General features: G+C 28.7%; 15 protein-coding genes. 5 read left to right on the top strand and 10 right to left on the bottom strand.

Annotated features, from left to right (window positions below; all coding sequences use genetic code 11):
- The first annotated feature begins 5 nt into the window (after positions 1–5).
- From ccoG to OLM55_RS10270, 3 genes are read left to right on the top strand one after another with little or no spacing between them, the layout of a single operon-like run.
- Positions 6–1,424: a cytochrome c oxidase accessory protein CcoG gene (ccoG, locus tag OLM55_RS10280; protein WP_264558815.1), complete on the top strand. Its 1,419-nt coding sequence runs from the start codon at positions 6–8 to the stop codon at positions 1,422–1,424.
- Between the two features lie 12 nt (positions 1,425–1,436).
- The gene (locus tag OLM55_RS10275) at positions 1,437–1,883 is read left to right on the top strand and encodes a FixH family protein (protein WP_264558814.1); all 447 of its coding nucleotides are present in this window, start codon (positions 1,437–1,439) and stop codon (positions 1,881–1,883) included.
- 6 nt (positions 1,884–1,889) lie between these two features.
- A complete protein-coding gene (locus OLM55_RS10270) occupies positions 1,890–2,591 on the top strand; it encodes a sulfite exporter TauE/SafE family protein (protein ID WP_264558813.1) in 702 nt (233 codons plus the stop codon).
- Between the two features lie 82 nt (positions 2,592–2,673).
- Here the strand turns inward: OLM55_RS10270 and OLM55_RS10265 are convergent, their stop codons facing one another.
- The 3 genes from OLM55_RS10265 to OLM55_RS10255 form a co-directional block, all read right to left on the bottom strand.
- Positions 2,674–3,768 carry an endonuclease gene (locus OLM55_RS10265; protein WP_264558812.1) on the bottom strand — a complete coding sequence of 365 codons (1,095 nt, stop codon included), beginning with the start codon at positions 3,766–3,768 and terminating at the stop codon, positions 2,674–2,676.
- 4 nt (positions 3,769–3,772) lie between these two features.
- Positions 3,773–4,987 carry an RsmB/NOP family class I SAM-dependent RNA methyltransferase gene (locus tag OLM55_RS10260; RefSeq protein WP_264558811.1) on the bottom strand — a complete coding sequence of 405 codons (1,215 nt, stop codon included), beginning with the start codon at positions 4,985–4,987 and terminating at the stop codon, positions 3,773–3,775.
- A gap of 69 nt (positions 4,988–5,056) precedes the next feature.
- A complete protein-coding gene (locus OLM55_RS10255) occupies positions 5,057–6,274 on the bottom strand; it encodes a hypothetical protein (protein WP_264558810.1) in 1,218 nt (405 codons plus the stop codon).
- Positions 6,275–6,515: 241 nt separating this feature from the next.
- On the opposite strand from OLM55_RS10255, the gene OLM55_RS10250 reads away from it, so the two are divergent.
- A complete protein-coding gene (locus tag OLM55_RS10250) occupies positions 6,516–7,445 on the top strand; it encodes a WD40/YVTN/BNR-like repeat-containing protein (RefSeq protein ID WP_264558809.1) in 930 nt (309 codons plus the stop codon).
- Between the two features lie 30 nt (positions 7,446–7,475).
- Here OLM55_RS10250 and OLM55_RS10245 read toward each other — a convergent pair whose 3' ends face one another.
- Genes OLM55_RS10245 through OLM55_RS10235 form a run of 3 tightly spaced genes read right to left on the bottom strand, consistent with a single transcriptional unit; the run spans position 7,476 to position 8,906 of the window.
- On the bottom strand, positions 7,476–7,916 hold the full coding sequence (locus OLM55_RS10245) for a sensor of ECF-type sigma factor (RefSeq protein ID WP_264558808.1): 441 nt from the start codon (positions 7,914–7,916) through the stop codon (positions 7,476–7,478).
- 3 nt (positions 7,917–7,919) lie between these two features.
- Positions 7,920–8,333, bottom strand: a complete 414-nt coding sequence (locus OLM55_RS10240; RefSeq protein WP_264558807.1) for a hypothetical protein — start codon at positions 8,331–8,333, stop codon at positions 7,920–7,922.
- 30 nt (positions 8,334–8,363) lie between these two features.
- Positions 8,364–8,906 (bottom strand): RNA polymerase sigma factor, encoded by a 543-nt coding sequence (locus OLM55_RS10235; RefSeq protein WP_264558806.1) that lies wholly within the window; start codon positions 8,904–8,906, stop codon positions 8,364–8,366.
- Positions 8,907–9,019: 113 nt separating this feature from the next.
- Between OLM55_RS10235 and OLM55_RS10230 the strand changes: the two genes are divergently transcribed.
- Positions 9,020–9,676: an HAD family hydrolase gene (locus tag OLM55_RS10230; RefSeq protein ID WP_264558805.1), complete on the top strand. Its 657-nt coding sequence runs from the start codon at positions 9,020–9,022 to the stop codon at positions 9,674–9,676.
- Between the two features lie 3 nt (positions 9,677–9,679).
- On the opposite strand, the gene OLM55_RS10225 is transcribed toward OLM55_RS10230, so the two are convergent.
- From OLM55_RS10225 to OLM55_RS10210, 4 genes are read right to left on the bottom strand one after another with little or no spacing between them, the layout of a single operon-like run.
- Positions 9,680–11,128 carry a cryptochrome/deoxyribodipyrimidine photo-lyase family protein gene (locus OLM55_RS10225; RefSeq protein WP_264558804.1) on the bottom strand — a complete coding sequence of 483 codons (1,449 nt, stop codon included), beginning with the start codon at positions 11,126–11,128 and terminating at the stop codon, positions 9,680–9,682.
- Between the two features lie 28 nt (positions 11,129–11,156).
- Positions 11,157–12,443 (bottom strand): cryptochrome/photolyase family protein, encoded by a 1,287-nt coding sequence (locus OLM55_RS10220; protein WP_264558803.1) that lies wholly within the window; start codon positions 12,441–12,443, stop codon positions 11,157–11,159.
- A 51-nt stretch (positions 12,444–12,494) separates the two neighbouring features.
- Complete coding sequence (locus tag OLM55_RS10215) at positions 12,495–13,193, bottom strand: SDR family NAD(P)-dependent oxidoreductase (RefSeq protein WP_413614312.1); 699 nt, start codon at positions 13,191–13,193, stop codon at positions 12,495–12,497.
- 8 nt (positions 13,194–13,201) lie between these two features.
- A complete protein-coding gene (locus OLM55_RS10210) occupies positions 13,202–13,666 on the bottom strand; it encodes an SRPBCC family protein (protein WP_264558802.1) in 465 nt (154 codons plus the stop codon).
- Between the last annotated feature and the right edge of the window lie 85 nt (positions 13,667–13,751).

Genomic DNA, 13,751 nt, shown 5'->3' with positions numbered 1-13,751 from the left:
AGATTATGTCAAAGATGGTAGATGAGAGTTTTAGAGACTCAATTGCAACAATAAATGAAGAAGGTAAAAGAAATTTTATTTTTCCTAAAAAGCCTTCAGGAAAATTTTATGATAAAAGAAAACTATTAAGTTATATTTTATTAGCATTTTTAATATCTGCTCCTTTTATTAAAATAAATGGAAATCAGTTTTTAATGTTTAATGTATTAGAACGAAGGTTTAATATATTTGGTTTTCCTTTTTGGCCGCAAGATTTTTACTTATTTGTATTATCAATGATTGTTGGAGTTGTTGGTTTGACTCTTTTTACAGTTGCATTTGGAAGAATTTTTTGTGGATGGTTTTGTCCTCAAACTATCTTCTTAGAAATGGTATTTAGACGTATTGAATTTTGGATTGATGGAGATAGAGGTGCTCAAATGCGTTTAGAAAAACAAGAATGGAATGCTGATAAGATTAGAAAAAGAGTTAGTAAATGGTTAATATTTTTTCTTTTTTCTTTTATAATTGCAAATGTATTTTTAGCTTATTTAATAGGTAGCGACCAATTATTAGAATATATTTTTGAAGGACCGTTAGAAAATCTAAGTACACTTATTGCTTTATTAGTATTTACAAGTGTTTTTTATTTTGTTTTTGCATGGTTTAGAGAACAGGTTTGTATTATTGCATGTCCTTATGGTAGAATGCAAGGAGTACTATTAGATAATAAGTCAATTAATGTTACTTATGATCATGTAAGAGGCGAAGGTGAAATAGGGAGAGCAAAATGGGATAAAAGAGAAAATAGAGCAGAAACCGGAAAAGGGGATTGTATAGATTGTAATCAGTGTGTAGTAGTTTGTCCTACTGGTATTGATATTCGTAATGGTACACAACTTGAATGTATAAATTGTACAGCTTGTATTGATGAGTGCGATACAATTATGGAAAAAGTTGGTTTGCCTAAAGGTTTAATTCGTTATGCAAGTGAAGATGAAATTGTTAATAAAGAGAAATTTAAATTAACAACTAGAATGAAAGGCTATATTGGTGTTTTAACTATTTTAGTCGGAATTCTAATTAGCTTATTGTTTTTAAGAAGTGATGTAGAAGCAACAGTTTTACGATTACCAGGTCAATTGTTTGAACACAAAGGTGAAAATATTAGTAATATATATACTTATAAAATTGTAAATAAAACTGTTAAAGACTTTGACAGTGTTTATTTTAAATTAACTTCACCTAAAGGAACTATCAAAACTGTCGGTTCTTCAACAATTAAAGTCCTTAAGGGAGAAATGTCTCAAGGAACATTGTTTATAGAAATAAATCCTTCATTCCTTGAAAGTGATAAAACTAAAGTTAAAATTGAAGTTTATAATAGAAACGAACTTCTTGAAACAACTAAATCTAATTTTTTAAGCCCAAGAAGCTTTAATTAATAAAATAAAAAAATGAAAATAAATTGGGGAACAGGTATCGTAATTGCTTTTGGGTTATTCATAACATTCATACTATATTTTGTTTTTAAAGTACAATCAGATTCAAAGTATGATAATGAATTGGTAACTGAAGATTATTATAAAAAAGAGCAACAAGTTCAAGGTGATATTGAAAAGCAACAATCTGCTAATAAATTAGAGCATAAAGTTGTTGTTACTAAAACTCAAGAAGGATTGATTGTTAGTTTTCCTAAAGAATTTGATTTTAAAAATATTAAAGGTAAAGTGTCCTTATATAGACCGTCTAGCCAAAAGTTAGATTTTGAGATGCCAATTTCATTATCTTCTTCAAATTTGCTCATACCTAAAAGTAACTTGGTAAGCGGTCTTTGGGACATTTCTATAGATTGGGAATATGATAATTTTAGTTACTTAAATAAAGAATCTATTTATTATTAATTTTAGATGTTATACACAGCAGTCATATTTGGTTTAATTAGTAGCTTTCATTGTATTGGTATGTGCGGACCTATTGCCATGATGCTTCCAGTTGACAGAAATAATGAAGCAAAAAAAATAACACAACTGTTACTTTATAATATTGGTAGATTAACAGCTTATGGATCATTAGGGTTATTATTTGGTTTACTTGGAAAAGGTTTTTTTCTTGCTGGTTTACAACAACAATTATCAATAATTGTTGGAATACTAATGATTGTTTTTTCAGTAGTTCCTGAAAGAGTATTAGCAAGTTATAATTTTTCTAAACCAATTTATAAAGTTATTTCAAAAGTAAAATCAAGTTTAGGAAGCCAATTTAAAAATCGTTCATATAAATCGTTTTTTACTATTGGTTTATTAAATGGATATTTACCTTGTGGAATGGTATATGTTGCACTGTTTGGCGCGTTAGCAATGCCAAGTATAGAATATAGTATTTTTTATATGATTTTATTCGGACTAGGAACGGTACCAATGATGAGTATGGTTGTTTTAATAACAAATTTTGTTTCTACACCTATTCGAAATAAAATACAAAAAATAATTCCTTTTTTAGCAGTATGTATTGGTGTTTTATTTATAATTAGAGGTTTAGGTCTTAATATTCCATATATTTCTCCAAGTACTATGAGTTTATTTGTACAAAGTGAAGCAAATTGTCATTAAGAATTTTTAATTAGTTTATTGATAAAAAAAAGCATCAAAAACCGAAAGTTTTGATGCTTTTTTATTTACTAAAAGTATAAATTTAGTTTACAATAACCTTTTTAGTAACAGTTCCATTTTCAGAACCTAACTGCACTAAATAAAAACCTGTTGAAAGGTTGTTTACATTATAAGTTTCGTTACTTATTGTAGACGGGTTTTTAATTTCTTGAATAATTTGTCCGTTTACATTATAAATAGTAATTGAATTTAATTCTATAGAACTTGAAATAGAAAAAGATCCATTTGAAGTTGGGTTTGGATAAATAGAAATATTATTTGTGGTTGCAAAACTTTCTGAACTTAAAGTTGCACATTGAGTTGTGTATATTTCACAAACATATTCTGGATGATCAATAAATGGATTTCTGTTACCTTGTCTAGCATATATTGCATTGTTTCTACCTATTTCTCTTGCGCTAACAGGATCATTTAAATGCCAAGTTAATAATATATTTAAAAAAGTATTATTTAAAACTTGATTTGAAGTGTTATTAAACATATCATATGACCAACCTGCTACTTGACTTTCGTAGCGAGTAATAAAATAAAAGTACATTCTTGCGATATCTCCTTTAAACTCATCAATTGGTTCAAAAACAGTACCTGAGTAACCTGCAGAATAGCCTGAATTTAAATTATTCCCTTTTTTAGATCCATTTGAATAGGTATTTGAAGCAGTTTGAACTTTACCAAAAGGAAAGTTATCTCTTTGAGCATTTACATATTTATCAGAAGGAACAACGAAATGAGCATCTGATTTCATTGGATCTACAGAACCAAAAACAGATTGAGGAATAATATGCTCTCTATTGTATTTTTGACATTCAGAAGTTCCGCCAGAACCATCATCTTGATTAGTTCCATATGTAAAATAACATTCTGTTCCTGTAGGGTTTTCAGTATACATATCTAATAACGAACCATCATTTTCGTAATATAAATCTGTATCTGAAGTTAAATAAGTAACATATAATCCTGCATATTCATTATTTATATATCCGTTAGATATAATTGTACTTAACTGTGTTTTTAAAGTATAACCACTTCCTGTTGCAGTATCATAATAACCAGCAGGAATTTGTGCAAAACTTATTGAAATACTCAATAAAAATAACAATGTAATTTTCTTATTCATAATTTTATTTTTTACGTTCTAATAATGCCATATAAAATCCATCAAAACCGCTTTCATAAGCTAAAACTTTCTTGTCTTTAACGAAAGTAAAGTTTTTCCCTGATTCTGTAGTTAAGAAATGTTTAACTTGCTCTTCATTTTCAGAAGGTAAAATTGAACATGTTGCATATACCATTTTACCACCTGGTTTTACAATTTTAGAATAGTTTTCTAATACTTCAGCTTGTACTTTTCTAATATTATCTATAAACTCGGGTTGTAACTTCCATTTGCTATCTGGGTTTCTTTTCATTACACCTAGTCCACTACAAGGAGCGTCAATTAATACTCTGTCAGCAGTTCCGTGTAATTTTTTTATCGATTTTGAACCTTCAATAACTCTGGGCTCTATATTAAAAGCACCGTTTCTTTTTGCTCTTAATTTTAATTGCTTTAATTTACTTTCATATAAATCCATTGCAATTAATTGCCCTTTATTTTCCATTAAAGAAGCTAAATGTAATGTTTTTCCACCAGCACCAGCACAAGTGTCTACAACTCTCATTCCTGGTTTAACATCTAAAAAGTAAGCAACTAATTGAGATGAGGCATCTTGAACTTCAAACATACCGTCTTTAAAAGCTTGAGTCATGAAAACATTAGCTCTTTCATTAAGTACTAATGCATCATCATAACCTTCTACCGCATGAGTTTCAATATCTAAATCCATTAAAATAGAATGAACAACATCTCTAGTTGTTTTTAGAGTATTTACTCTTAAAATAACTTCTGCTTGTTGGTTTTGAGCAGATAATTCTTTGGTCCAAATTTCTTCTCCAAGTTCTTTAATACCTAATTCGTCCATCCAATCAGGGATAGACTCTTTAAATTTTCTTGTTTTAGATAATTCATCAAAACGACCTTTTATTTTTCTTTCAGGAGTATTTTCAAAATATTTCCAATCTGGAAGTTTAATTCCTCTTAAAACTGCCCAAACGGCAAATATTCTCCAAATATTGTCTCTATCATAAGGCTCTTTGACTTCTGCAATTTCAGCATATAGTCTTCTCCATCTAACAATTTCATAAATTGTTTCTGCAACAAATTTTCTATCGTTGCTTCCCCAACGTTTGTCTTTTTTTAAAGCTCTTGATACCACTTTATCTGCATATTCTCCATCGTTAAAAATGGCTAATAATGAATCAATAACTGTAAAAACTAAATTTCTGTGTAATCTCATTTTTTCTTTTAATCAGCCTGCAAAGATATAAATAAAATCAAAAAGTCCTGCATTTAGCAGGACTTTATATTAGTTGTTTCTTCCGTTACTTCTAGAACTACTAGATCTTGTTCCACTTGAATTTCTATTTGAAGATGAACTTGAAGAACGTGTACTATTTTTAGTATTACTTGACCTTGGTGAAGTTGCTCTAGGTTGTGAAGTACTTCTTGGATTACTTACACTTTTAGGTTGAGACTGACTTCTTGGAGCATTATATCCATTTGAATTATTCGTTCTAGGTGAAGAAGTCGCTTTTGGTGAATTACTTCTAGGCTCTACATTTCCTCTAGGTGTAGAATTTATCTGAGAAGTTGTTCCTCTAGGTGAGTTAGTTCCTCTTGGCGATGTTGTTTCTCTAGGTGAACTATTTCTTGGACTACTTGTTCTAGGCTCTACATTTCCTCTTGGTGTATTAGTCCTAGGAGTAGATGTGTTTGCTCTTGGAGAACTATTTCTTGGTTCATTTGAAGCCATTTCACTTCTTGGTCTAACGTTTCTAATAGGTCTGTTGTTGTCTAACTCATGTCGGTTTGAATATCCATTATTTCTATGAGAAAAAGATCTATTAGGATGTCTTGTTTCATAAGCATAACTTCTTCTTGTTGAATACATTCCGTAAGCTCTATGACAACTTCTATAGTTAACATAATGATAGGTATGGCCAAAGTTAATATGTAAGCTAATATGATTTCTGTATCTAAATATAGGAAACGGGTTCCAGTTATAGTAATAACTTGGATAATAGTTCCAATACCAAATTGAAGAATATGGACGGTAATTTCTTACCCAAAAAACATTATAAATAATTGGTCTATTTACATAAACGGGTTCATAAATATAATTTTCTCCATACATATATACATTTCCAACTACTTGAACTTGAACATTATTTTTATTATCTCTTTCCACTTCAATAGTTGCAACATCTTGGTAAGTATCTTTATCTAATACAGATTGAATAATGATTAAATGCGCATCTCCTTCAACAGATTCTATAACTCTTAAATAATCTACATAATTATCATTGTTTAAATCTAAATTAGATAACTGAGTTTTAGGATCATTTATTCTATTTTCAAAATCTTCTAAATCTTTTGCTTCACCAAAAACTGATGCAATTGCTCTTAAATCTAAATTATCACTAATATCAGAACTATTTGCTCTAACTGTAGTTTTATCTTGTGCATAATTACTCATTGGTAATATAAATGCCAATAAAAGGCTAAGTAGTATTTTCGTTTTCATAATTGTATGTTTTAAGTTAAACATTCTATTTGATAATAAATAACCAATTACTGTGCCAACTTTATTTTTATATCCATATGAAAATTAAAGATAAATTGTATTTTAGCAGTAAATACTATTGGTTATGAAGGTTAAATTTATTTTGGGATTTTGTTTTTTATTCTTGTTTTCTTGTTCGAAAAAAAATGATTTCCCCTCTTTTTTTCAAAAAGTAAACGTAAAAGTAATACATGAAGAGCCTTTGAGTAGTAGAGCAATTTTAATAGATAATAATACACTTTGGTATACTGGAAATAATGGAATATATGCTTCAATTGATTTAATAAATCAAGTAAGAAATAATGGTTTTGTTGAAATAGATTCTTTAAGACCTGAGTTTAGAAGTATTGCTCATACAACTGAAAATGTTTTTATTTTAAGTGTTGCAAATCCGGCTTTACTTTATAAAATAAATAAGAAAAATAAAGCAATTAAGTTAGTTTACGAAGAGAAACACGAAAATGTATTTTATGATAGTATGCAATTTTTAGATGATAACTTTGGAATTGCAATGGGAGATCCAATTGATAATTGTTTAAACGTAATTATTACAAATGATGGTGGAAATTCTTGGCAAAAAATTCCTTGCGACAAACTTCCAAAAGTAATTGAAGGTGAAGCGGCTTTTGCCGCAAGTAATACTAATTTAATTTTAAGAGGAAATACTATTTTTATGGTTTCTGGAGGAATAAAATCAAGAGTTTTTGTTAGTAAAGATAAAGGCATTTCTTGGAATGTTTATGAAACACCAATTATTCAAGGTAAAGCTATGACGGGTATTTTTACAGCCGATTTTTATGATGAAAAGATAGGAGTTATTGCAGGTGGAGATTATGAAAATCAAAAGGATAATTCATCTAACAAAGCCATAACTATTGATGGTGGAAAATCTTGGAACTTAATTGCTCAAAATGAAGGTTTTGGATACGCTTCATGTATACAATTTGTTCCGGGTAAAAAAGGAAATGAAATAGTTTGCGTAGGTGGAACAGGATTACACTATTCTTACGATAAAGGAAAAACGTGGGTAAAAATGCTAGAAGATAATGATCTATTGACTCTTAGGTTTATTAATCAAAAATCAGCAATTGCAACAGGTAAAAACAGAATAATAAGATTAGACTTCCAATAAAAAAGAGCGACAATAATTGTCGCTCTTTTTTTATTTTTTTCCTTTATATTGTTTCATTAATTTTCGGTTAAATTCATCTTCAGCTTTTTTAAGTTTTATTATTTTCTTAGCTGAAATAACCGTTTTTAAATCTTTTATGTACTTCTTTTTATAGTCATGAAGTTCATCTTCAATGTTTTCAACTTGATCAATTAAAGAAGCAGCTTCTTTTTCAGATAATTTCTCTAAACTACCATTTTCAAATTTATTAATTATTGAACGCATTTTTTTATGACGCAATTCAAATTGTTTTTCATCATTTGCATTATATATAGGCCAAAATTTTTGAGCTTCATCAGTAGTTAAATCTAATTGTTCTGTAATATATGCTATTTTAAGAGCTTTTATTTTTTCTCTTTTTTCTTTATAATCCTGTCCAAAACTAAGAACAGTAAATAAAAGAAGTACCGATAGTATTATTATTTTTTTCATAGTTTATTCGTTTAAGTAGAAATCTAAATTTTGAGTATCTAATAAATAAGCTTCAACATCTTCTTGAGAATTAATTGAAAGCGAATTTTCTAATTCTTTTATATCGTTATCATCTAAATTTTCAATAATATCAAAATTGGTAAAGTTGGATTGATAAGATAAATAATTTTCAATATTTGAACTATCTAATGAAGTAGTAGTTTGTATAGAATTGAAATAAGATGGAATTGCAATAGCTAATAATAAAACTGCTGCTATGCTACTTATCCAAAGTTGTTTTCTATGAAATAAAGAAACAACTTTAGTTTCTTGAACCGGAATTTTATCTAAAATTCTTGCTTCAAATTTTTCAAAATAATCATCTGGAGCTTTAAATCCCGATTTTATTTTAGTTGTATTTAAATCAATGTTTTTCATATTAATAAGACAGTTTTTTTATTAAAAGGTTTAATTGGTTTTTAAAATTTCTTCAATTTTCTTGACAGCTATATGATAACTTGATTTTAAAGCTCCCACAGATGTGTCTAAAACTTCAGACATTTCTTCATATTTCATTTCTTCAAAATATTTCATTTTAAATACAAGTTGCTGTTTTTCTGGTAATATAGCTATTGCTTTTTGAAGTTTCAGTTCAATTTCGCTTCCTTCAAAATACACATCACTTTCCAGTTTCATTAACTCTCTTTGTTGTACTTCTTCATTTGAAATCCCACTTTTTTTAGCTTTTTGTTGAAGAAAAGTAAGCGATTCATTTGTAGCAATTCTATAAATCCAAGAATAAAGTTTACTTTCACCTTTAAATTTTGAAATATTAGTAAATACTTTTATAAAAGTATTTTGCAAAACATCATCAGTATCATCATGATTCAAGACAATATTTCTAATATGATAATATAAAGGTTTTTGATATAATTGTACAAGTTTTTTAAACCCTTCATTTTGGGTTTTAGAATTTAGTAGTAATTCAATTAAATCTTTATCGTCTTGCAACTTGTTTTTTATTTAAGACTAAAGATATAGAAAAAGGTTTAATTAGATTTTCTCTTTTTTTAATTGATTAATACATATTCAAATTCTACCTTTGAAAAAACTCTGAAATACTCATGATTAAAACTGTAATTTTCGATATGGATGGTGTAATAGTTGATACTGAACCCGTTCATAAATATGCTTATTTTAAACACTTTGAAGAACTAAATATTGTTGTTACAGATACTCTTTATCATACTTTAACTGGGAATTCCACAAGAAATGTTTTTCAAAAATTAAAGAGTCAGTTTAATTTAGCAAAAGATGTTGAAGATTTAATTCAAAGAAAAAGAAGTATTTTTAATGATGCTTTTGACACTAAAGAAGATTTATTTTTAATTGATGGAGTAGAGGATTTAATAAAAGATTTACATGCTAATAATTTTCAATTAATTCTGGCCTCATCTGCATCAAAACTTACTATTGATCGAGTTTTTAATCGGTTTAATTTAAATCAATATTTTACGCATAAAGTTTCTGGTGAAGATTTTCCGAAATCTAAACCACATCCTGCTATTTTTGAACATGCAGCTAGTTTGTCGGTAGCTCCAATAGAAAATTGTATTGTTATTGAAGACAGTACCAACGGAATTGAAGCTGCAGTAGGAGCTAACATTTATTGTGTAGGTTACGATAGTTTACATTCAAAATTTCAAGATTTATCAAAAGCAAATACAATTGTTAGAGACTTTAATGAATTGAGCGCTGAAATCATAAGGAATTTGAAATAAAAATTAATTAGGGTTTGTGTGTTTATCTAAAATTCGTTTACTGTCTTTTTTTACAACTGATTTTTTTCGCAATCCCCATAAAATATCACTAGAATATTTTCTGCTTTTTTCTAAATCTACTATTGGATAAGGGTAGTGTATACCCAATTTAAAACTATATAATTCTTGCTCCATTTGAGTTAATTTCCAAGGTTCATGAATAAATGCTAATGGAATTTCAGCTAGTTCTGGAACCCATTTTTTTATAAAAACACCTTCTTCATCGTGTTCAATGGAGTTTTTAACCGGGTTATAAACTCTTAAAGTATTCACTCCAGTTACTCCAGCTTGCATTTGTATTTGAGGGTAATGTATTCCTGGCTCAAAATCTAAAAATTGTTGCGCTAAATGTGGAGAACAATTCTGCCAAGGTTGCCACAAATTGTGAGTGTAAAATGAAACAACCAACGCCCTCATTCTGAAGTTCAAATATCCAGTAGTATTTAAACACCGCATACATGCATCTACAATAGGAATTCCTGTTTTTCCTTCTGTCCAAGAATTATGATAAAAAGGATTAACAGGTTGATCTAGATTACGATATCCTTTATTTACAGAAATAAATTCCATTTCACTTTCCATTTCAAATTTCTGAATGAAATGTGCTTGCCAACGTAAACGAGATACAAAATTAGAAATTTGTCTTTTGTTAATTCCTTTTTGTGAATATTTCCTAGCTTCATTACAAACTTGACGTATTGATAAATTTCCCCATGCAATGTAAGGAGACAATCGACTACAACTCATTCGTGCTTTTTCGGGTTTTGAAATGTATTTGGAATAATTCGTAATTCTTTCATTGAAAAAAGAATTTATATAACGCAGACCTGTTGGAGTTCCCCCTTTTTGAAATGGAGAATTCTTATCTGTTTTTAATGACGGTTTATTGAATTGATTTTCGATTTCTTCAATATCCTTGTATTTCATGAAAGTTCTACCATTTGCGTTTAGCGGAAGGCAATCTTTATCCATATAATCATACCAATCCTCTTTCCATTTTTTTCTGTTTTTTATGCCTCTAATTACTCCATTATTTATAGATTCATACCATGGAATTTTATGTTTATCAAAAAACAACTTCATTTGAACATCCCTATCATAAGTAACTTTTATTCCAGTTTCTTGATGAGAATAAATTGCGTGAATTGAAATAACTTCTTTAAGTTTTTTGAAAATTGTATTTGCTTCGCCTTCTACAATTAAAATTTGAGTATGATATTGAATAAGATCTTTTTGTAAACTTTCTAATGATTGTTTTATAAAATCAAAATGCCTTTGACTGTAATGAATATCTTTTAAAAGGGAAGGCTCAAAAATGTAAAGTAAAAGCACTTTTCGCCCAGACGAAATGGCGTTATAAAGAGCCTCATTATCTGTTAATCGTAAATCTCTTTTAAACCAAACAATATTCATTCTTCTCTTTTATAGCATTTTTAACACTTTAACCAACAGCTTCTTTATACACATTTAAGCAAAGCTCTCTTGCTTCTTTATGGTCAACTATTGGTTTAGGATAAGATGAATTTTCCAGTTCTGGAATCCATTTTTTAATGTATTTCAACTCTTTATCAAACTTTTTTATTTGTTCCGTTGGATTAAATATTCTGAAATAAGGAGCTGCATCAACACCTGAACCTGCTGCCCATTGCCAATTCCCAACATTACTCGATTGTTCATAATCTAATAGTTTTTGAGCGAAATAAGTTTCTCCCCATTTCCAATCGATTAATAAATGTTTACATAGAAAACTGGCTACAACCATTCGTACGCGATTGTGCATGTGACCTGTTTTATTTAGTTCTCTCATTCCAGCGTCTACCATTGGGTAACCCGTTTTTCCTTGACACCATTTTTCAAATAATTCTTCATTATTTTTCCATTGAATGGCATCGTATTTTGGTCTAAAACTCGAATTTACAGTATAAGGAAAATGCCATAAAATTTGCATGAAAAACTCTCTCCAAATTAATTCTTTTAAAAACGTTTCATTTTGAAAAGTTGCTGCATGATTTACCATTTTTCGAATTGAAACAGCTCCAAAACGTAAATGAGTTCCTAACATTGAAGTTCCGTTTTGAGCCGGAAAATTTCGAGTTTCTTCATAGTTTAAAATCACTTTATCGCTGATATCAAAAGGAGTTACTTTAATTTCAGAAATTTCAAAACCTATTTCTCTTAAACTTAAAAAAGGGTAGGAGTGATTGGTTATTTTATCTAACTTATCTTCAGAATTGTAATGCTTTAATTTGATTTTAGAAAGAGCTTCTTTCCATTTTTTTGAATAAGGAGTGTACACTACATAAGGGTCACCATCATCTTTTACAACTTCACTTTTTTCAAAAATGACTTGATCTTTACTAGTTTTGAATTCTACATTATTATCTTTAAATAATTGATTTATTTCCTTATCACGTTTTCTAGCATAAGGCTCATAATCGTGATTGGTATAAACCGTTTTTATCTTATTTTCTTGAATTAACTTCTCGAAAATCGCTTTTGGTTCACCATGAAAAACAGCTAGAGATTTTCCGTTTTCTTGAAGTTTGATTTGAATTTTAGATAATAATTCATGTATAAAAGATACACGAGCATCATCTTTTGGTAATTCAGATAAAATTTTTTCGTCAAAAATAAATATAGGTAATACTTCTTCCTCATCATTCAAAGCATGAAAAAGGCCTAGATTATCTTCTATTCTTAAATCTCTTCTAAACCAAAATATATTCATATTCAATTACAATTTCAATTACAAAAATCAAGTTCAATTACAAAAATCTAATTATCCATTAACCAATAGCGTAGACATTCCACCATCAACGTGTAAAATTTGACCACTCATCCAACTGCTATTATCGCTCAATAAAAAAATAGCCATTTGAGCAATATCTTCAGGTTGTCCAAATCGTTTTAACGGATGACGTTCTGATGATTTTTCTTTTTTTACATCATTATTTAAAAATTTATCCGCTAAAGGAGTATCTGTTAAAGATGGAGCAATTACGTTCACTCTAATTTTCGGAGCATATTCAGCAGCTAAAGCTTTAGCAAAACCTTCAATAGCACCTTTTGAAGCCGCAACACTTGTATGAAAAGGCATTCCCATACTTGCAGCAACACTACTAAACAAAACAATGCTAGATTGGTTTGAAGCTATTAAATTAGGTAAAAGAGCTTGAATAACCTTCACCATTCCGATAAAATTAATTTGTAAATCACTTTCAAAGGCTTCAATTTTTAATCCTTTAAAAGGTCTTAGATTAATGCTTCCTGGTAAATAGACTAAACCATCTATTACTTCTGGTAACTTTGAAGTATCTAACGAATCTGTAGAAACATCAAAAGGTATATGTGTAACTTTTAAATTAACCAATTCTTCATTTGTTCTACTAGCAATAAATACGTTATTTTTTTCTTGAAGTTCTTTGGCTAACGCTAAACCAATTCCGTATGAACCTCCAATTAATAGTATGTTTTTCATAATGTAAATTATTTAAATTCTCCAAATAATTCAATTAGTTTTTTTCTTCTGTATTCGAAGATTTCATTTAGTTTAGGTTGAACGATAAATGGATGCACTATTTGGCCTAAAATTCCCATTGGAACTTTATAATCTACAATATCTTCCATTTCAACACCACCATCGATTTCTTTTAAAAAATGTTTATGATGCCATAATGCATATGGTCCAAAACGTTGTTCATCTACAAAAAATTTTTTATCTACAACGTGAGTAATTTCAGTAACCCATTTAGTTTTAATTCCTAGAACAGGAGTTACAATATATTGAATAAGTTGTCCTGGATACATTGGCCTATCTGCCCCAGAAAGTATTTCAAAACCCATATAATCTGGAGTTATTGTTTTTAGATTTCTAGGATTGGATAAAAAAACCCAAGCCTCATCTAAAGAGATTGGTAAGTTTTGTTTGGAGCTTAAAGTGTAAATTTTCATTTTTTTTGGTAAATATACAATTTTGTTTAATTAAATAAAAAAAAAGTTAAACAAAAATATTGTTTTAGATTTTATTAACATTTAA

The sequence above is a fragment of the Flavobacterium sp. N2270 genome (assembly GCF_025947225.1).
Lineage (GTDB): Bacteria > Bacteroidota > Bacteroidia > Flavobacteriales > Flavobacteriaceae > Flavobacterium.
The sequence above is the reverse complement of the archived record's forward strand: the minus strand, read 5'-3'. Positions and strand labels throughout refer to the sequence as shown.